The following is a 19,923-nucleotide window of genomic DNA, read 5'->3' on the forward strand; positions in this document are numbered from 1 at the left end:
TCATGCCTCGATCATCTTGAATGCTTCCACGAGACTCGTCTTCATGCGCGCGAACGACGCGGCGAGCGAGGCGATCTCGTCGCGGCCGCGCTCGGTGAAGTTCGCGCCGTCGAGTTGTCCGAGGCTGGCTTCGTCGGCGGCGCGCGAGAGGGCGCGGATACGTCGCGTGACGAGCAGATGCACCGTTACGTTCAGCGCGATCAGCAACAGCACGAACACGGCGAAGAGCGAGCCGAGGAAGGTGCGCAGCACAGCGTCGCTGCGCGCGACGGGCAGCGCCATCGGCACCGAGACGAAATCCGCGCCGATGACATCGTGCATCGCCCAGTTGAAGCCGTTGTCGGGACCGTATTTGTCGATGAGCGTTTTCGGCGCGCGCGACGGCACGCTGTGGCATTCCATGCAGGCGGCGTCGTTGATGCGGTTCGGGCGCGCGATATACAGGTTCTGCCCGGTCGGCGTGTCGCGCAGTCCGACGATTTCCTTGAGCTCGGGCTTGTCGTGCAGATGGCGGATCACATCCGCTTCCCAGTCCGAGGGACGGTCGCGCGGATTGGTCGGGTTCAGCATCGTCGAGCGATATGAGTAGCCCGCGAGGCGCTTTTCCAGCGTCATCAGCGTTTCGACTGCCGAGAAGGCCGGCACCGATTGCGGCACGAAGCTGTATTTGAGCTGCGTCTGCAAAAGCGGCGTGACTTGCGTCGCGGTGTAGTTCTGCGCCGCGCTCGCCGCTTCCATGAGGACGCGCGCATTCTGCACGGTTTCGTCGATGGCCGCGCGACGCAGCAACTCGCGCGCGGCGAACCCGGCCGACACGAAGCCGACGACAAAGACCGCGAGAAACACCAGATTGAACTTGACGGCGAGCGACAGTCTCATGACTCCACCTCGGTTGATTGGTTCTGCGCGGGCGAGACCGCGCGCCGGCGCGGCATGGCGGGAGGCGGACACAGCACGCGCCGCCATTCGGGAAGCGTGCGCAGGTTCTGACGCACCTGGGCGCGAAACGGCTCGCCTTGCGTGAGCGGCCGAAAGCGCGCGACGAAGCCGCGCCGGATCGGCAGCGGTGCGCTCAGCCAGTCGGCGATATCGGCATATGTTGCCGGGCGGCCCTGCGCGGGCGCGACGGGCTTCGCCTTCGCGGGCGTCGCCGATAACGCGAGCGGATCGCGGAAAGGCAGCGGCATCGCGGCGATGAACGACGTCGCCGGGCGCGTGCCCACGACGAGCGGCTTGCCGGTCTCGCGTTCGGCGTAGTGCTCGCCGTCGAGTTGCTGATGTGCGTCGGCATGGTCGGGCATGGCGAGCGTCATGCTGCCCGCTTCGATGAAGAGCGAAGTCATGTCGCGGCTCGCGTGCAGCACCGCCGAGCCGTCGCGCAGGCTCGCGTGCAGCGTGGGGGTGTCGATCGACAAGGGATCGGACGCGCCCGCATGCGGACGTGCGATCTTGATCCAGCCTGAAAGGAGCGCGAGTGCATCGCCGTGCGGCGCGGCATCGATGGCGACGCGCGTGTCGGCGCCAAGCGCGATGATCGTGCCGTCGCCGTCTTCGATTTGCGCGCCGCCGTGCGCATCGGTGGCGAGCAGATCGCCTGGCTGAAGCGCGATGGGCATATCGACGTTGAACGCGGTCGTCGCGCGGATCAGCGTGACGGTTCCTTCGGGCAGCAGCATCGCCTGGCCCGCTTGCGCGTCGTGAAGCGAGCACAAACATGCGAGGGCGACGCTCAAGCGAAGGGTGTGCAGCAGGGTTCGGGCGTTCATCGCGGCGATGCCTCGGAGCGTGAAGGTATTGCGACGAAAACAGCCGTGCGCCGGTTTCTATTCCACATGAATTTCCCCTATATCGACGGAACAAAAGCGGCGCCGGTCATTTCATGCGCGAAGGCGCTAGCCGTTCAGAAAGCCGAGCACGGCCTTGCGCACTTTCAGGTCCCAGGTCTGCTCTTCCGTGTGGCTCGTGGCGAGTGTGAGCAGACCTTTGATCATCGCGTCGTCGGAATTGAACGCGAAGCCCGCATCGCTCAGATAGTCCGATCCCCATACCTTTAGGCTGTCCACGTACTTGCAGCCAGCCGTGAATTCCGCCTGCGTGACGATGTTCTCGTCGTCCTTGAACATCGCGAGGAAGTGCATCTTGTCGCCGCAAATGCCGGAGTTGAGAGCCAGCACCGAGAGCGCCGGAATCGGCACCGCATAGCGCTTGAACCAGCCGTTGAAGGCGATCGGCCGCGTATGCAGCGCGTCGCGTTGCATGCGTGCTTCCCAGTAGCCCTTCGCCTGCTCGCAAAAGCGCTTGATGCGCTTGATCTCCACGATCTTCCAGATGACCTTCGCGAGCGTTTCCATGATGGACACGACCGCATCGATGATGGTCGACGCACCCTGGCTCGCGAACTGTAGCCCGAGGCTCGCGCCGCCTTTCACGAGGTCATAGACGCCGGAACCGATGCTCAGCTTCATCGCGCGCCTGATCGCTTCCACGATGGTGCCGGGATGCCCGGTCAGCAGTTGCACGTCGCGGCCTTGCACCCATTCGCGATACTTGGTGATGCTGCTGTCGACGGTATTGGCGATGCCCTTGGCGATATCGAGGCCCGCACCGATGAACGGCGCGAGCGTGGCGAGCAGCTTGCCGCACAGGAAATCGACGAGCTTGCGCAGGAGCGCGGGCATCGTGTCGAGCGCGAAACCGCCGGGATCGTTGCGGATGTCCGCAACCTTTTCGCGAATCATGTCCCACAGTTTTCTCGCCCCTTCCTCGACTTTGGCGCGGATGGCCTCGTACAGCCGCTGCGCCGCGCTGCTTAACGCCGGCAACGTGAGCGTGGCGTTGGTGAGCTGATTCGACTTCGTGAGCGTCGGTTCCTTGTGCCTTCTGATCTTCTTCTGCACCTGTTCGAGTGCGAGCGACGCCGATTTCTGCACGACGCTGTTGTCCAGCACCGCGGATGCGCGCGCCGCCGCGACATTGGTGTCCGGCGCGAATCCGAGGCCGACGTTGGTGATATCGAAGGCGCCTTCCAGCAGCACCTGAAACGTATCGTCTTCCAGTTCCAGGTTGCCGAAGAGATACAGCACGCCGAGGCGCGCGTTGATGAGCGCGGGCGTCATGAAGTCCTGCGCGCCTGCCGCGGCGTCCGTGTCCCCTTTGCCGTGCAGTTGCTGATCGAGCAGCGTGAAGTACTTCGAGCCGTTGCGCGACGCGCTTCTCCAGGCATCGTCGGGACCGGCCGACAGTCGCCAGCGCTCGAACGCCTGCACCAGCGCGTGAAACTGATGAACCGTCCGGTTGCGGTGATACATGAGGATCTGCTGATCCAGATCCTTGAGCGCGGCGCCGCGTACCTGAAGCAGCGCCGAGGTTCCTCTGAGCCATTCATCGTGGGCAACGACGTCGGGCAACTGGGCATAAGCGTAGGGCATGGAGAGGTCTCCTCGAAAACCTGAGGTGGTGATTGACTGTCGGGGAGGCGTCCTAGCACCAGGCGATATCGTTCAGCTTCACGTAGCGGCTTTCGATCAGGCGGCCGCTGCGGCTGCGCAGGTCCACTCGATAGATGCAGCCGAAACTGAAGAAGTTGTGCTCGAGGACAAAGATTTCGCGGTGCATGATGCCTCCTGTCGGGCGCGGTTCGCTGGGCGAATCGTGGCGATCGTGGTCGCCGTGGGATGTCGCGACCGTCGAAAGCAAAACAGCGGGGTGGGAGGATTTGTTCCGCGTGCGAGGGGGACTTTATTTGCGGGCGAGAAAGGAATAAACGCGGCTCTGAAGTGTCGCGGCCAGCACTCAACATTCGAAAGCACATTTCACATTGCGGGACTTCCCGGAAATTTCTGCAGTCGTGCTTTTTTGCCGCTTGAAAACGGTTTTTGCATCGCAAAAACTGCCGCGTAACTCGTTGAAAATAAAGCGTAAATTATGTCTTATGTCTTATATAAGACTTCACTCAGAGGCGATAAACGGCGGTACTATTAAGTCATGCAGTTCGCTTCGACAAACGTCGCGACACGCCAAACCGTTTAGTTAACCGCGCTTTGCTCTCAGGAGAGTCACATGGCCCAATATCAAGAAGACATCAAGGCAGTTGCTGGTCTGAAAGAAACCAACGGCAGCGCCTGGAACGCCATCAACCCCGAGTACGCCGCTCGGATGCGTGCCCAGAACAAGTTCAAAACGGGCCTGGATATCGCCAAGTACACGGCGAAGATCATGCGTGACGACATGGCCGCCTACGATGCCGACCCGTCCAAGTACACGCAGTCGCTGGGCTGCTGGCACGGCTTCATCGGGCAGCAGAAGATGATCTCCATCAAGAAGCACTTCAACAGCACCGAGCGCCGTTACCTTTACCTCTCCGGCTGGATGGTTGCCGCGCTGCGCTCCGAGTTCGGGCCGCTGCCGGATCAGTCGATGCACGAAAAGACTTCCGTCAGCGCGTTGATCCGCGAGCTGTACACCTTCCTCCGTCAGGCCGATGCCCGTGAGCTGGGCGGCCTGTTCCGTCAGCTCGATGCGGCCGATGGCCCTGCGAAAGCCGCGATCCAGGAAAAGATCGATAACCACGTCACTCACGTCGTGCCGATCATCGCCGACATCGACGCGGGCTTCGGCAACGCGGAAGCAACGTATCTGCTGGCCAAGCAGTTCATCGAAGCGGGCGCATGCTGCATCCAGATCGAGAATCAGGTGTCCGACGAGAAGCAGTGCGGTCACCAGGACGGCAAGGTCACCGTGCCGCACGAGGACTTCCTGGCCAAGATCCGCGCGATTCGCTACGCGTTCCTGGAACTGGGCGTGGACGACGGCATCATCGTGGCGCGTACCGATTCGCTGGGCGCAGGCCTCACCAAGCAGATCGCCGTGACCCGCACGCCGGGCGATCTGGGCGACCAATACAACGCGTTCCTCGATTGCGAGGAGTTGTCGGCGGACGAGCTGGGCAATGGCGACGTCATCATCAAGCGCGATGGCAAGCTGCTGCGTCCCAAGCGCCTGCCGAGCAACCTGTTCCAGTTCCGCGCAGGCTCGGGCGAAGCGCGCTGCGTGCTGGATTGCGTCACCGCGCTGCAAAACGGCGCCGACCTGCTGTGGATCGAAACCGAAAAGCCGCACATCGCGCAGATCAACGGCATGGTGAGCGAGATTCGCAAGGTCATCCCGAACGCGAAGCTGGTGTACAACAACAGCCCGTCGTTCAACTGGACGCTGAATTTCCGCCAGCAGACGTTCGACGCGATGAAGGAAGCGGGCAAGGATGTGTCGGCATACGACCGCGCCCAGTTGATGAGCGTGGAATACGATCAGACCGAACTGGCGAAGCTCGCCGACGAAAAGATCCGTACCTTCCAGGCCGACGCATCGCGCGAAGCGGGTATCTTCCATCACCTGATTACGCTGCCGACTTATCACACGGCCGCATTGTCGACTGACAACCTCGCCAAGGAATACTTCGGCGATCAGGGCATGCTGGGTTATGTGGCTGGCGTGCAGCGCAAGGAGATCCGTCAGGGCATCGCCTGCGTGAAGCATCAGAACATGTCCGGCTCGGACATCGGCGATGATCACAAGGAGTATTTCAGCGGCGAAGCGGCCCTGAAGGCGGCGGGTAAAGACAACACCATGAACCAGTTCTGATAAACAGCGACACTTCGAGCAGAACGCCAACCCATGCGGGTTGGCGTTTTTTTTATGTGTTCGTGTGACGCCAACGGATATCGCGGGTCTGTCGGGTAGCAGGCGTCATGTGCGGCTCGTAGGACTCGCCCATCAAAGATCATTCCTCGTTTAATCAATGGCATAGAACGACACGGCGAATTGGCACGTCCCATGCAATGTTGGTGTCGAGCCAGCGTTGCCTTGCGCGGAATGACGTAGAACGGCATCGGGAGGCTTCGAAACACCGGAGTCAACCCATGCCGCTCGCCCGACTGCTTCTCTGCTTTCTCCGATGCACGTTCGCTGCGGCAGTGCTTTTGCCATTCGTTGCGGGCGCCGCGAGTCTGCCAGCCGCATCGCACAATTACGAACCCGGAACGCGCGATGAAGATTCGAGCGCTTCGGCCATGCCTCACGCGCTGAAGACCGGCATCGAGCGCCTGCGTACCGGGACGTGGTGGGAAGCCAACCGGAAGATCCGCCCGGAACTCGCGCAAGTCGGCGACCTGATGTTTCTCCTGCCGCTTGCCGACAAGAAGCTCGAACCGTCGTCGGATGCGATCGGCCGCGTGCAGCGCCTGCGCGAAGCGATGCGCAGCCACCAGACGCGCCAGCCTGCCGGCTGGAGCCGCCTCGTTGCACAGGTGCGGGCCGAGCGCGCGAAGGCCGGCGATGCGTCGGCCGCGCTGCTCGCCGATGCGCTCGTCAACGAGGTGCGCTACCGCGACGGAACCGATGGCAGCTACTACGCGCCGGCACGGTTCTTTGCCGAAAGCGGCGTATGCAAGGACTTCGCCGTCGCCAAGTATCTGCTGCTGCGTGACGCGGGTTTCGATATCGCGCGACTGCGTCTCGTGTCGCTCGCGCCGCGCTACAACAACACGCCGGACGACTGGCACGTCATTCTCGTCGTGCAGATCGACGGCGCGAGCGAACCGCTCGCACTCGATTCACCGAGCGCGCCGACCGTGAAGCGATCCGACGATACGGCCAACGGTCCGTCCATGCTGCTCGGTGCGATCCTCGCCGGCCGCAAGCCCGCCGACGCGGTGTTGCGCGCGCCCGCCGGACCGCTTACTACGCCGCTCAGTCTGTCAGGCCAGGCGCGGCGGCCCATTGCGACCGTGTTCAACGAAGAGGGCAGCCGTTCGTTCGAACGTGCCGCGCCGGGCGCGCTGCGACGCGCATCGGCGGTTGGGCGAAGCGCGAGCGCGATGTATGTCGATGAAATGGGCGATCCGTGGAAAGTCGATAGGTCCGGGGTGTTTCCGAAGTGGCGCGTTGCTGTTGATCAGGTGGACGCGCTCGAGAAGACGGAGCAGACGGCGAGGTTGATACGTGTGGCGGGGCGTTGAGTGAGGCGTCTAGGTGATTCCGTATCGGCTTGAGGGCAGGCTGTTGTCACGAGCGTGACTCGCATACGAAGACGGGGGGCGGGCTTATGCAAAGCATCGCATGAGGCGATGTGGTGCTCGGAATAATCGCGAGACGTCATGCCTTGCGTCCACGACTGACGGCTTGAAGTCGACGTCTCGTGCCTCTTCATTGAGCGCATACATGAGCGGCCTCCAGTCCATATCGGCAGCACGAATTCAAATTCCTGGATTCCAGTCGTCTTCTGATCGCGATGTACGTCTGCGCGACCCTCTCCCGGCGACCGGTTCGTTTTCGATCCTGCTTCCGTTCGATCGAACTGCTTCGCGCATGGTTCGTCGTGGCCGCGCGTCGACGCTGCCATCACCCTCATAGCCCGTTCACCCGTTTGTTGAAGGTGCTTCATGAGCACGACTACGCGACAGGAAAGCACCGATGACCTCTTGTCCGACGACGACATCGGACCGGCTTTGTCCGATCTCCGATTGTCCTGTCAGAAGCCGGTCTGGTTCGCGCAGATCGAGCAAGAACAGGAAAGCCAGAAGCGCACCTCACCCGCGATCCGGCATGTTCGGGAGAACTTCTCCCGCAGGATTGCGCTGAAGGAGGTGGCGGATCTGTGCCGGCTCAGTCCGTCTCAGTTTTCGAGAACGTTCAAGGTGGAACAGCATCTGAGCTTCGGGGAGTTCGTGCTTCGATTCCGGCTCTGGATGGCGCTGCATCGCCTGACATCGAACCGGGAGCTGGTGAAGGAAGTCGCTTATGCGGTGGGATTCAACGATATGTCGTATTTCGCGCGCTCGTTCAAGCGCTATTTCGGCACATGCCCGAGCGAACTGAAGACGATGTCGATGCATCGCGTCGATGACTCGCACAGCGCTCAGGACATATAGCCTTCCCGCCGATACGCCACGACTGGTAGTCGAACGTCAGGATAACTAAATTGGTATCGACAGTCTTCCCCTGAAAAAACCATGTAGTGGATGAAAAGAGCCCTGCGCAAGTGGGGACCGCAGTCCCGCGAAGCGCGGGTTTCAAGAAATGCCCCGAACGTTCAAAGTACGGATCAGGCAGTGGTTTGATCCATTGCATATCGGGTCAGTCCGAGGACGGAAAGTTCTCTCGACGGCTCAACGAAGGGGCGGCAATCATGCGGCAAATGCAGCAGCAGATTCGCGTTTCTGACGGACACGCGTTCGTCTGGATCGACCTCACGAAAGAACCATTCTCATCCGTCGCGCATTCGATAGCCGGCGAATTCGAGTTCAGAACGGTGCGCGAACCGCAGCATATCGTCGGGGCTATCGAACACTGCGCGCCGCCCTTCATCTGCGTGGAACTCGCGGAAGAGAGCGGCGGCGAGGCCGGTCCGAAGAGCATCGACATGCTCAAGCGCGTTAGTGAGACCTGTCCCGATCTGCCCGCACTCATCGTCGTCGGGCACGGCTCGTCGATGGCGGCGCTGTGTGCCATACGCCTGCGCGTGTGGAACGTGATCATCAAGCCGGTCAGCGCCACGGAATTGCACAGGACGATCCGTGCGATGGTCGCGACGTTTCAGCCGGGCGGGTCACGGGAAGCGTGGCCCGCGGTCGCCGGGAAAGCCGATGAGCGACCGGGCATCGTGCGTACATCGACGGCGATCTCGTATGTGGCGAGCCACTACATGGGCAGGATCACGATCAATGATGTCGCCGCGCAGTGCAGGCTCAGTCCTTCGCAGTTTTGCAGGACGTTCAAGAAGGAGCATCACGTGAGCTTCGGGCGTTACCTGCTTCGCTATCGCATGGATCGCGCGCGCGAACGGCTCAGCCTCGCCGATGTGCTCGTCGGAGAAGTCGCCTTCGAAGTCGGCTTCAATGATCTCTCGTACTTCACGCGATCATTTCGCCGGGAGTTCGGATTGTGTCCGACTGAGTTTCAGGCCGGCGCGATCCGACAGCAGGCATCACCGATGCCTGCGTGAAAGGGCGGCGCGGCCGCGATCTCAGGAGCGGGGAGGAACATCGACGTCAAGCTCGAAAGTCGAGCAGGGCGAAGGATCTTTTTCCCATGCGCGTACGCAGTTCAGCACGATCCGCGCACGGCCCGCGCCGCTCGCAACGAAAACCCATCTCGCAATGCCGCCCGCACCGGGCGGACCCTGCCCCGCGATGTAGCCGGACCCGCGCGACGTCAGCACGCCGTCGGCGCTTTGGGCGAGCGTCCAGCGAAAGCCCGTGGCCGGCGTCTCAGCGAGCTCGACGATGAGTTCATCATCGAGCTCGAGTTCGACGGTACGGCCCGAGTCCGTTTGCGTGACAGTCGTGCTGCGCATGGGCGTGCTTGCTCCGGATCTCGATGCGTGATCTACGGACGCGACCGTTCAGGCCGCGACGAGGCGAATCGTCCAGAAATCGGACGACAGGTCCGTATCGGTGAGGTAAGCATAGGGCATCGTGCAGTATCCGTTCTTGCCCCAGCTCTCGCCCCACGAATTGCGGACGATAAAGCGCTGCTGGGCGTCGTCATAACCGACGGCGACGACGCAATGCCCGCCGAGCAGCTGTTCCTGAGGCGAGGGCATCGGAACGATGCCGGTCTGCGCCACCTCGGCGCTCTCGAAGCTCTCGTAGACGCTGAACCCGAACACGATCGGATAGCCGTCGGCGAGACATCCCTTCATCTGGTTCAGGTTCTGCACCAGGCGCGAGTACTGGACGACCTTGTATTTCAGCGCTTCCGTGTAACAGTTCTTCGGCGGCTTCGATCTGAACTGGCCGATGTCATAGGGCCAGCTGGTTTCGGGGCAATCGCCTTGCTTCGCCACGGACTTGAAGCCGTCGCGGATCATTGCGCCGCTGTCCGAGTCGACCGTGTGCTCGATGACGCGCTCGTTGTAGTAGATGAAAAGCCGCGAGGGATTGAAGGGCGGCTGGAGGTTCTGCTTCATGCGGTCGAACTGCAGCGCCGCGGCGATACCGTTGGCCGTGCAACTGCCGAGGCTGCCCTGGTCATAGACCGGCGGACACTGGGCGGTCAGGTCGACCTTGGCGGGCAGCGCCGCGAGCCGCGTGACGGGCGCAGCGTAAAGATGGTCCCGGTGGTCGGGCAGGTCTCGCACCCATCCGTAGTGCTTGGTCTTGAATGCCATGTCAGTCTCCTTTGGAAGTCGATCATTCGAGGTCGCGCGCACGCGGTCGACGGTTCGCGTGCGATGTTCATCGCGGCCGTCCGGCGGCTGCACGGCAAAGAATACGGCGGCACGCGCGGGCCGCGTTAGTACGATCCTGCTGGATGAATAGGAGAATCGTGCTGCCGATGCGATGTCGGGTGAATCGCCACGTTGCCGGGGACAAGTGCGTGGCGTATGCTGCGTGAACGTGCCGGTTCACATCCGAGTGGGGCGCATGAAGTCATGAGCAATTCGACGCCTTCAAGCGGCAGCGACACCACCGACGTTCAGATCAGGCTGAACGACAGGACGTTGTTCGGCAATGACGCGGGTGAAGACGAAAACATCGATGTCCTCACTTCGTATTTCGTGAACCAGCCTGCCTTCGGGGAGTTCCTCGACCCGAACGTTCGTCTTCAGGTGGCGCGGGCGCGTAAAGGCATGGGCAAATCGGCGCTGCTCGCCAAGTTCGCGCACGACCTCGCTGCACTGCCGTGCAAGCCGCTCATCGTCAATGTGGTGCCGTCCACGCTCGCCGGCATGCTGGAACCGCCGGACAGCGACAATGCGGTGATGCTTGAGAACTACTGGAAACAGGTGATCTGCCGCGCGATCAATTTCGAAATCGCCAAGTCGATCGGATTCGCCTGGCGCGACGACGACATCACGCTCGTCGAGACCGCCGAGCTGGCGGGGTTCAGGGGCAAGAGCCTCGTCGGGGCGCTCACGAGCCGTCTGCTCGGCAAGATCAGCCTCTTCGGCGCGATCGAGATCACGCAGAAGTCCATCCCGGTGCAGAACCATGACCAGATGCTCAAGCGCATGCAGGATGCGCAGCGCGATGCGCGGGATGTCTGGTTCCTGCTCGACGACATCGACACCCGGTTCAGAAACGTGCCCGCTCAGCAGGCTTATGTGGCTTCGTTCTTTTCCGCATGCAGGAGCCTGATTCGCGAAATCAACGGCATCTCGATTCGCGCCACGGTCAGGAGCGACGTCTGGTCGGGTCTGACCAGCGTGGAAGATCTCGACAAGTTCGAGCAGTACATTTGCGACATTGCCTGGACCACGAACCAGCAGAAGGATATCGTCGTCAAACGGATTCATGCCTATGTGCAGCGCGAGTACCCCGCCTGCAGCATCGCGAAGAACTGGACCATTGCGGCCGACGCCGACGCGCTCACCGAACTCGTCTTTGCCCGCAGATTCAAGTGGGGCAGCGAGGGTGTACCGCCTATCAACGTGCTGCGAATTTTTGCCGGTGGCCGACCGCGATGGATGGCTCAGCTCTGCCGGCTCGCCGGCAACAGGGCTGTGGTGAATAACAGCGCCCGGATCGGCGTCAATGAGATCAACGAGATCATGCCGGAGTTCGGGAAACGGCGGCTCGCTGATCTTTACAACGAGCACGGACACCAGTTCGCGGACCTGCGAAAGCTGATCGAGATTTTCAGTAATGGCGAGCGCAGTTACACCACGACGGAACTCGGCCGCAAGATCACGCAGGCTTATGTCCGCACGAAGAGCGCCAAATCCATTCCCGACATCGACGGCGCTCCTTACCGGCATTCGATGCAGATCTCCCAGTTTCTCTTCCGATGCGGCTTTCTCGTGGGCCGTGCGTCGGAGGTCGGGCCTGACGGCGTCGCGTTCGTGACCTACGAGATGCGCCCTGATCTGCTGCAGGTGGACGCCAATCCCGACGACGGCATGGACTGGGAAATACAGGCGCCGTATAGAAGGGCGTTGCGCATCCGCTGAACCGCAGGGTCGCGATATGCGCGGCCCGGTGTGAAATAACTTCAATGCGCATCGCATATGTTCGGCTGTCGACCGAGCAGGCGTAGCCTCATATCGTGCGCAACGCGGGCGAACATATGGCACTTCCCCACGCGCCGCGGATGCGTGATGATAGTCCTCATTGTCGAGATGACCTCGCGATCAAAACGTGCGACGAGTCGGGAGACAGAGTTTTAAGGAGAGAAAAATGTTTGCGACACGAGTCTTGCTAAGGCCTAATTCGAGCCGACTGCATGAAACCGATGGCGCCCGTGAAGGAATTCGGGCAGGGCGCCATGTCGGCACCCAATGGCCCGGCAGTTTTGCAAAGATGCAGAGCAGTTGACAGATGGCGCCCCGTGCCGCCATCTTTTCTGTAGCCATCTCAATGGCCTGAGGAAGGAACATTAAAGACGGTGGCATGCGTGCCTGAGAAGGTCACGAAGAAGTTGTCGGCCATATCGGCGGCGACATTTGTCAATTCACACACGCGGCAAGCAGGACACTCGAAGCGACGAGAGCCTCATGCTCTCGTCGCTTTCTTGTTTATCCCGCGCACTTCTCCACTTCCTTCTCCGCGAGTTCATTCACGCGGATCGCGGCCTCGGTGCGGTTGCGCACACCCAGCTTGTCATAGATCGCACATGAGACCTGCCTGACGTGGCCAGGGCTGATGTCGAGCTCACGGGCGATTTCCTTTCCCGACAAACCGCGCCCGATACGACGCGCGACCTCCCATTCGCGCGGCGACAGTCCGTGTGGATTGCGCATGCGCTCGTCGAGGCGCGTGCATGTGAGGCGACGCAGGACGGCATCCGGAATCCAGAGGTCGCCGGCGAGGATGCGTCGCAGGCCGTTCAGCGTATGCCGATGATCGTTGCGTCCCACCAGAATGCCTTGCGCCGCGTGATCGCCGAGGCACGTGCGTATGGTTTCGACGGCCTGATCGTCGATATGCCCGTGCGTCATCCACGCGGCGACGGGAACATTGTGCCGGTTGTGGGCCTGAAGTTGTTCGAGGGTGCGGGCGCCACGCGGCGCGTCGTCGAGATCGAGATCGAGAAACACGAAGTCGGGGGGCGGATCGCGGGTCAGTTCATCGATCGCACGCGCAAACGTGAAGACCGGCACGACCTTGATGCACGCCATGCCGAGCTCTTCCGCGTTCAGTTCGAGATAGTGCGCGAGCGCGATGCAGTGAAGCTCGTGACTGTCTGCCCACACGATTTTCATTGCCGTTTCTCCTGCCTTCCATGTGCTGCGAAAGAACTGCGAAATCCGTAGCGCAAGCAACGCGCCGGTTTCAGGCAAGCCTGGCCGAATGCACGTGATAGCGATCATAAAGTCGCCGACCAAAAGCGCAATCCCTTCTGAAAGAGGGAGCCGGATCGAGGGGGCAAGGTGCGAAAGTCGATTATCTATAGCTTTTCAGTCTGCACATACCGAAAATTGAGGCATTGGCACTCGAAGAGATGAAAGCACAATAGTCATAGCGAGTAGCAGGATTGTTATAACGGAACCGCAGACGCTTCCATTACACTGCGCTTAAGCAGAGTCCAGATGAAAGCGTTTAGTCATCCCAACGAGATTCCAGATATACGAGTAAAACGACGAGATCCGGACGAATAATGCCGGGGCCGAGATACGTGCGCGTTCGGAAGCACCTGAAGGGCTGCCGCACGTTCAAACACCAAGCTTATTTCCCAAGGCGTATGGCACGCCCTGGAGTAATGCGCTGTTTCATTCCAATTTGAATATTGAAAACGCAAGCACGAGGGAGCATTAGCCGGGCCGGCACTCCAGCGCATTCGTCGCAAGGGGAGTTGAGTTCCGAAAAATGTCGGCAGTTTCGTTCAGGTCCATTTGCACTACCGCTCGACCAAGGAGGCAGTATGAAATGCGATGACCCAGTGGCCCACGGCCAATATCGATGCAGATGCGGCATTGTTCCGCCTCATATGCTCGAGGCGATTATAAAGAACGGCGATGCAGAGCAGCGCATTGCCGCCGCGCAAACATTGCATCTGACCGAGCAAATGCGGCTGGAGCGCCTAAGTCTGGTAGGCGAGGCGGGCCCCGCTCAGCTTGCCGATGAAACTGCCGGCGCCGCGCATAAAAGCCGGAAAATCTATACCGCCGCCAATGGCACGGGTCTCCCCGGAAACCTCGTCCGAAGCGAAGGACAGGGAGCATCCGGCGATGCGGAAATCGACGAGGCATATAACGGTCTCGGTGCCACATTCGATTTATATAACAACATCTTCCAGCGCAACTCGATTGACAACGCCGGAATGGATCTGATTGGAACGACCCATTACGGAGTCAAATATAACAATGCGTTCTGGAACGGTTCGCAAATGGTTTTCGGCGACGGCGATGGCAAGCTGTTCAACCGATTCACCATCGCCATCGATGTGATGGGGCACGAGCTTACGCATGGCGTGACGCAATACACCGCGAAGCTCGTTTATAGCAACCAGTCAGGCGCCTTGAACGAATCGGTCTCGGACGTCTTTGGCTCGATGGTGAAGCAATACGCGCTCGGGCAGACATCGGCGCAGGCCGACTGGCTCATCGGAGCGGGTCTGCTGGCAGCGGGCGTGAAGGGCGTTGCGTTGCGGTCGATGAAGGCTCCCGGCACGGCTTACGACGATCCGGTTCTGGGGAAAGATCCTCAGCCGGATCACATGAGCAAGTATGTCAATACGACGTCGGATAACGGCGGGGTGCATATCAATTCCGGCATTCCGAACAAGGCGTTTTATCTTACGTCGATTGCACTGGGTGGAAACTCGTGGGATAGGGCGGGCCACATCTGGTACAACACGCTGCTCGATACCCGGCTTTCCGCCTCCGCGCAATTCCAGGATTTCGCGAATCTCACCGTCGACAACGCGAACAAGCTTTACGGCGCGACCGTTGGCAATGCTGTCGTGCAGGCGTGGCAGCAAGTCGGCATTAATGTCGCGGCGATCGTGTCATGGCAAAACAATAAAGCGGTTTTGTCGACCTATACCAGCCCGCACTCCATGAACGCCTGGGCATACATCCAGGACAACGGCTGGAGAAAGGTTCAATCCCTGACGCCGGACGGTGTCACGAATACCTTCGCCTTGCTGGTCGATGCGCAAAGCGTCAACGCCAGGGTGAACGTGTACCTCGATGGCACGACCATCTATCAGGCTTATTCCGTGTAAGTAACGAGTATAGTGAAAGGAGGATTTATCATGGCATACGTGAACTTTTCCAACGTCAAGGTCAGCATGACTTTTTGCAGCCCGCATTCGATGAACGCATGGGCTTTGATCGAAACGCAGCCCTGGAGAAAGCCCCAGCCGATCAGCACGGACGGCGTTTCCAATATGTTCGTCATGCTGAATGCGGCGAAAATCAGCGGACGAACGGTGTCGGGTTCATACGACGACGCCACGGGGCAGCTCTATACGCTATATCTGAACTGAACCCGTAAAGACGCTCGCAGCGTTGCATGAAAAGGAACCCATTCTCATGAACCCATCATCCATCACGATCAAGATTGAATTTGGTCAGGACGGGAGTGGCACGACTGTCAAGGATATTTCCGGGGGAGATGCCGCTCCGACTCCTTCTTCCGACGCAGTCATGCATACCGGCTTGAACAGTTCGATCCCTTTCCCGGATATGACGTCGCGCGCGGCCGGTGCGCAAGAGGAAATCCCGACTCCATTTTCTGGCGGCGCCGGATTTCTGGAAGCAACATCGGCTCCGCCGATCCCGGATTTGAATCCGGCGGGGCTTTCAGGAGGCAGTGATGAAGCGCCGCCGCCCCATCCTGAGGAGGCGCAAACGGCTGGAAAGAAAGGCGCGAAATAAGATCGCGTTTCAAGAAACTGGCGCCTGGATCAGGCGCCAGTTTTATTTTGATTCGAGTCGAGCTGTCGATACTTTAAACCGGCTGTCGCTTCCATCCTTATCGATGCCCGTGCTCCCTGATGAAATGCATCAGCGCGCAAAATTCAGGCGGCGGCGACGGATCAGCCGCGCTGAGCACGGTTCGCGCATCTCCATCGACGATCACGATTCGATGGTTTTGGCCGTCCGGAATCTTCGTGCTTTCTGTCGCGATCGACCTCTCTGCGCGGGCAGCCGCGACCAGCCTGGCGAACGCGTCGTTTTCGCCAGCCGAAAGCTCTGTCTCGTTCAAAACCATCGGCTTCGCCAGGCCGGGAACGCCGGCAGTCCAGCCACCGTCGGTTGTCAGTTCCGCGTGCATCGCGTGCTCCCTTCAGGTTCGAGTGTGCGTTTGAAACTCTCTTATCCAGTATAGAAATGCCGGGCGCGTTTTGTCGGGTATCGGGGCCCTTTGCTGTTTGCGGCCGCTCGTCGCCCGCTTTTTGGTTGGCCGCCACCTTCGCGTCATGACGGCGAACCGCAATACACAGATCGCAATCAGAAATCAATCTGCGCGGAAAGCAGCAACGTGCGCGGCGCGGCATTCATCACGTACGTGCCTTGCTGAATCCAGTATCGGCTACCGAAAAGATTCTCGATGTTCGCGCGGAACACGACGTCCTTCTGCGCGATCCGCATTCCGTAACGCACACCGACGTCGTAACGCGTCCACGCCGGCAGGCGCAACGTGTCGCTCGAATCGTAGTACTGCGCGCCCGTATGGATGATCCGGCCATTGACGCTCAGCCCCGCAACCCACGGCAGGTCGTAGTCCGCGCCGAGGTTGAAGGCGAATTTCGGCACGCCGCCCGGATCGTTGCCGTCCTGCGTGCCGCCCGCCGTGCCCGAGACTTTCGGATCGTAGAACGTCGCGCTCGCCATCATGCGAAGACCGCGATATACCTCGCCATAAGCGGCCAGTTCGAGCCCGCGCACGCGTGTCTTGCCGTTGTAGCCGTAGATGTTCGTCGTTGGATCGGTGACGGCGTTCGGCTGCGAGATCTGGAAGATCGCCGCCGACGTCATCACGCGGCCCCAGTCCGCCTTCACGCCCGCTTCGTACTGATTCGACTTGTACGGCGCGAATGCCTGTCCTGCATTCGCGGTGCCGGCCGGCGCGGTGCCGCCATTGCTGAGACCCGACGTGAAGTTGCCGTATACGGAGACGTTCGACAGCGGCTTCACCACGATGCCCGCGAGCGGCGTGATCGCCTGCTGATCGATCGAGCTTTGCTGGGTGCCCGTGGTCGGATCGTAGTTGTCCTGCCCGATGGTCTGACGGCGGAAGCCGCCCGTGATCAGCACGCGATCGTTGAGGAACGACATCGTATCGATGACCTGCTGGCTGTTCAAACGCGTCTGGCTGCTGCGCTGCATGTCGCCGCGCGGGACGCCCACCGGTGCGAGCGTCGTCGGACTGTAGAGATTGGACGCCACCGAATCCGACGACAGCGCATAGAAGTAGCCGATCTCCTGATTCAGGCTCGTCACGCCGGTGACGAGCGTGTGCTTGACGCCGAAGGTATCGAAGTGAAAGCGCAGGCCCGCGTCGACGGTCTTCGTGCGAGTGTACTGATCGTAGTAACCGTTCGCGACGTCGAAGGCGCCCGCGGCCGTCATGCCGCTCGCGAACGGGAAGTTCTGCTCGGACGTGCCGTAGTGCTCGCCTGCCGCGCCGTACACGGTCACGTACTTGTTGATGTCGTACTCGGCGCGCGTCATGACGGCCGAGTCGCGCAGCTTCAGCTTCGAACCGGGATAGAGGTTGTTGTACGCCGACGGCACCGCCGGCACGGCAGTCGCAGTGCCGAAGCCGATTTGCGAACGGAACTCGTCGGTGTTTTCGGAGACGTTGTAGGCGTCGAACGACCAGCGCAGTTGCTTGCCGCGGTAGTCCAGCCCGATCGCGCTGTCGCCCTGAAGCTGATTGCCGTGCGCGATGCCCGTCTGTCCGTCCTTGATCTGTCCGTTGAAGCGGATGCCCCACTGACCTTCGTCGCCGAAGCGGCGGCCGACATCGGCGGCGATGCCGAACTGGCCTTTGGTCTGAAACAGCGCCGTCAGACGCGTGAGCGGGGTATCGTCGGCGCGCTTGGTGACGATGTTGATCGCGCCGCCGACGCTGCCGCCCGGTCCCATGCCGTACATCAGCGAACCCGGGCCTTCGAGCACTTCCACGCGCTCGAGCAGATTCACGGGCACGCGCGCCGCCGAGACCATGCCGTACAGGCCGTTGAGCGCGACATCGGTCGGTTGCACATCGAAGCCGCGAATCTGGAAGACATCGCCGAAGCCGCCGCTGCTCTGTTCCGTGCGCACGGAGGCATTGTTGGTGACGACATCGGCGATGGTGCGCGCCTGTGTGTCGCGGATCATCTGCTCGGTGTAGTTGGTGGTGTCGAACGGCTGGTTCATCACGTTCGATGTCCCGAGAACCCCGATGCTGCCGCCTCGCGCAACTTGTCCGCCCGCGTAGGGCGCGGGCAGGTCGCCAGCCTCGGCGGTGCCCTTCACCACGATGGCGGGCAGCGCCGTCGATTGCGATGCGGTGCCGTCGGTGCCGTCGGCCGTGCTCTGCGCGTAGGCGTTCGCCTGCAGTGCGGTTGCGGCGATCAGTCCGACGAACAGGCGGTCGACCGCCCATGACACCGCGGTGCGCCGATGAGTTGTTTGGTGCATTCCCCGTTGCGACATAAGGCCAGACTCTTCTTGGTTGGGTTGTAAACGAAATATGTAAATGCGAATTATTCGCGATTGTAGGCCAAGAAATTAAACGAACGGTACATATATCGATTTGTCGTATCAGAAAGTGTTGTGGCGAGGCGACGGGTGTAAAGCTGTGCCCGAAGAACCGATGTCGACCCTCGCGATTGACTCGATCATTTCCAACGGCCATGTTCCTGGACGGTGCTGCAGAACAGGACCGTCAGACACGAGGGCACGATACAGCCATGACCGTAACGAAGTTCGACATCGAGAAATGCATGCTGGAGCTGCTCGGCAGGCGCGCTACGACGGCCTCGATTTGTCCATCGGATGTCGCGCGTGCTTTAGTTCACGATGAAGACGGATGGCGAGCATTGATGCCGTCGATAAGGCAAGTCGCTGCGAGGCTTGCGCGTGAGGAGCGGATCCTGATCACGCAAAGAGGAACGCGATTGAACCCCGAGTCGAGGATTCATGGCCCGATCCGGTTGCGACGCGGACCGAAATTCATTGCGCCGGAATGAACGGGATCGTGGCTGACTACGTCCACCACTGGCCGAGCCGTCGCCCTTCCGAACGCAGGAAGGGTTTACCGCTACACATTCCAACTTGACGCTACCGCCGTCACAAACGATACTTTGTCCGTACAAAGCAACGTTTAAGACAGGAGGCGTGAAGCATGCATTCGGACAGAGTGGGCAAACAGCGTTACCGGGCCAGCTACGGTCGTTATCTGGAAGAGTTCACGGTCGGCGATATCTACGAGCATCGCCCGGGCCGCACCATCACGGATGCGGACAACATCCAGTTCTCGCTGCTGACGATGAACTTCCACCCGATGCACTGCGACGCGCATCACGCATCGAAGAGCGAGTTCGGCAAGCTTCTCGTGAGCAGCGGCCTGACCGTCGCGATCGTGCTGGGCATGTCGGTGAACGACGTGAGCGGCAAGGCGATCGCCAATCTCGGCTGGAAGGAAATCCGCCTGACGGGTCCCGTTTTTGCGGGCGACACGCTGTACGCGGAGTCGGAAGTGCTCGAAGTGCGCGAATCGAAATCACGCCCGACGCAGGGCGTCGTCACGGTGCATACGCGTGCGTTCAATCAGGACGGCAAGCCCGTCATGGACTTCATCCGTACCGCGCTGATCGCAAAGCGCGGCCACGGCACCGCCGAAGACTGAGTTCGCAGACCTGGCCCATTCCGCCGGCGCCATGCCGCCGGCGTTCCGTTTCCGTTTCGCCTACAAGACCGCTCGGCAACGACGACACGCGGCGGCGCGACGGTTCATCGTCACAGTACTGGAGACAACTGTGAGT

At 60.7% G+C, this 19,923-nt stretch carries 18 protein-coding genes and 1 pseudogene; 10 read left to right on the top strand and 9 right to left on the bottom strand.

The window, feature by feature from the left end:
- From ACEN42_RS37740 to ACEN42_RS37755, 4 genes are all read right to left on the bottom strand, one after another.
- Positions 1-879 carry a DUF3365 domain-containing protein gene (locus ACEN42_RS37740; protein WP_187603551.1) on the bottom strand — a complete coding sequence of 293 codons (879 nt, stop codon included), beginning with the start codon at positions 877-879 and terminating at the stop codon, positions 1-3.
- Positions 876-1,766 carry a FecR domain-containing protein gene (locus ACEN42_RS37745; RefSeq protein ID WP_371882651.1) on the bottom strand — a complete coding sequence of 297 codons (891 nt, stop codon included), beginning with the start codon at positions 1,764-1,766 and terminating at the stop codon, positions 876-878. Before ACEN42_RS37745 ends, ACEN42_RS37740 begins: the two co-directional genes overlap by 4 nt.
- A 126-nt stretch (positions 1,767-1,892) precedes the next feature.
- Positions 1,893-3,428 carry a hypothetical protein gene (locus tag ACEN42_RS37750; protein ID WP_371882652.1) on the bottom strand — a complete coding sequence of 512 codons (1,536 nt, stop codon included), beginning with the start codon at positions 3,426-3,428 and terminating at the stop codon, positions 1,893-1,895.
- A 52-nt stretch (positions 3,429-3,480) separates the two neighbouring features.
- Positions 3,481-3,615, bottom strand: coding sequence for a hypothetical protein (locus ACEN42_RS37755; RefSeq protein WP_255503495.1), 135 nt, complete (start codon positions 3,613-3,615; stop codon positions 3,481-3,483).
- Positions 3,616-4,059: 444 nt separating this feature from the next.
- On the opposite strand from ACEN42_RS37755, the gene ACEN42_RS37760 reads away from it, so the two are divergent.
- The 4 genes from ACEN42_RS37760 (at position 4,060) to ACEN42_RS37775 (ending at position 9,001) form a co-directional block, all read left to right on the top strand.
- A complete protein-coding gene (locus tag ACEN42_RS37760) occupies positions 4,060-5,640 on the top strand; it encodes an isocitrate lyase (RefSeq protein ID WP_371882653.1) in 1,581 nt (526 codons plus the stop codon).
- A gap of 278 nt (positions 5,641-5,918) precedes the next feature.
- Positions 5,919-7,016: a transglutaminase domain-containing protein gene (locus tag ACEN42_RS37765; protein WP_371882654.1), complete on the top strand. Its 1,098-nt coding sequence runs from the start codon at positions 5,919-5,921 to the stop codon at positions 7,014-7,016.
- A 423-nt stretch (positions 7,017-7,439) separates the two neighbouring features.
- Complete coding sequence (locus ACEN42_RS37770) at positions 7,440-7,928, top strand: helix-turn-helix transcriptional regulator (RefSeq protein ID WP_371882655.1); 489 nt, start codon at positions 7,440-7,442, stop codon at positions 7,926-7,928.
- 257 nt (positions 7,929-8,185) lie between these two features.
- Positions 8,186-9,001, top strand: a complete 816-nt coding sequence (locus ACEN42_RS37775) for a helix-turn-helix domain-containing protein (protein WP_371882656.1) — start codon at positions 8,186-8,188, stop codon at positions 8,999-9,001.
- A 21-nt stretch (positions 9,002-9,022) separates the two neighbouring features.
- Here the strand turns inward: ACEN42_RS37775 and ACEN42_RS37780 are convergent, their stop codons facing one another.
- On the bottom strand, positions 9,023-9,352 hold the full coding sequence (locus tag ACEN42_RS37780; RefSeq protein WP_371882657.1) for a protease inhibitor I42 family protein: 330 nt from the start codon (positions 9,350-9,352) through the stop codon (positions 9,023-9,025).
- Positions 9,353-9,400: 48 nt separating this feature from the next.
- Entirely contained in the window at positions 9,401-10,168 is a 768-nt protein-coding gene (locus ACEN42_RS37785; RefSeq protein WP_238289249.1) for a C1 family peptidase, read from the bottom strand.
- A 264-nt stretch (positions 10,169-10,432) separates the two neighbouring features.
- On the opposite strand from ACEN42_RS37785, the gene ACEN42_RS37790 reads away from it, so the two are divergent.
- On the top strand, positions 10,433-11,950 hold the full coding sequence (locus tag ACEN42_RS37790) for a P-loop ATPase, Sll1717 family (protein WP_371882658.1): 1,518 nt from the start codon (positions 10,433-10,435) through the stop codon (positions 11,948-11,950).
- Positions 11,951-12,514: 564 nt separating this feature from the next.
- On the opposite strand, the gene ACEN42_RS37795 is transcribed toward ACEN42_RS37790, so the two are convergent.
- Positions 12,515-13,201 carry a response regulator transcription factor gene (locus ACEN42_RS37795; RefSeq protein ID WP_187603532.1) on the bottom strand — a complete coding sequence of 229 codons (687 nt, stop codon included), beginning with the start codon at positions 13,199-13,201 and terminating at the stop codon, positions 12,515-12,517.
- A gap of 659 nt (positions 13,202-13,860) precedes the next feature.
- Here ACEN42_RS37795 and ACEN42_RS37800 point away from each other — a divergent pair.
- The 3 genes and pseudogenes from ACEN42_RS37800 to ACEN42_RS37810 form a co-directional block, all read left to right on the top strand.
- Positions 13,861-14,934: pseudogene (locus ACEN42_RS37800) on the top strand (M4 family metallopeptidase); the annotation flags it as partial.
- A 261-nt stretch (positions 14,935-15,195) separates the two neighbouring features.
- Complete coding sequence (locus ACEN42_RS37805) at positions 15,196-15,429, top strand: hypothetical protein (RefSeq protein WP_222946346.1); 234 nt, start codon at positions 15,196-15,198, stop codon at positions 15,427-15,429.
- A 46-nt stretch (positions 15,430-15,475) separates the two neighbouring features.
- Positions 15,476-15,820, top strand: coding sequence for a hypothetical protein (locus ACEN42_RS37810; RefSeq protein ID WP_371882659.1), 345 nt, complete (start codon positions 15,476-15,478; stop codon positions 15,818-15,820).
- Positions 15,821-15,917: 97 nt separating this feature from the next.
- Here ACEN42_RS37810 and ACEN42_RS37815 read toward each other — a convergent pair whose 3' ends face one another.
- Both ACEN42_RS37815 and ACEN42_RS37820 read right to left on the bottom strand, forming a co-directional pair.
- Positions 15,918-16,220, bottom strand: coding sequence for a protealysin inhibitor emfourin (locus ACEN42_RS37815; protein WP_371882660.1), 303 nt, complete (start codon positions 16,218-16,220; stop codon positions 15,918-15,920).
- A 176-nt stretch (positions 16,221-16,396) separates the two neighbouring features.
- Positions 16,397-18,577, bottom strand: a complete 2,181-nt coding sequence (locus ACEN42_RS37820) for a TonB-dependent receptor (RefSeq protein ID WP_371882661.1) — start codon at positions 18,575-18,577, stop codon at positions 16,397-16,399.
- Positions 18,578-18,882: 305 nt separating this feature from the next.
- Between ACEN42_RS37820 and ACEN42_RS37825 the strand changes: the two genes are divergently transcribed.
- Complete coding sequence (locus ACEN42_RS37825; RefSeq protein ID WP_371882662.1) at positions 18,883-19,128, top strand: DUF3253 domain-containing protein; 246 nt, start codon at positions 18,883-18,885, stop codon at positions 19,126-19,128.
- A gap of 155 nt (positions 19,129-19,283) precedes the next feature.
- A complete protein-coding gene (locus ACEN42_RS37830) occupies positions 19,284-19,787 on the top strand; it encodes a MaoC family dehydratase (RefSeq protein WP_086968128.1) in 504 nt (167 codons plus the stop codon).
- Positions 19,788-19,923: the final 136 nt, after the last annotated feature.

Source organism: Caballeronia sp. S22, assembly GCF_964261745.1.
GTDB classification, from domain to species: Bacteria; Pseudomonadota; Gammaproteobacteria; order Burkholderiales; family Burkholderiaceae; genus Caballeronia; species Caballeronia jiangsuensis.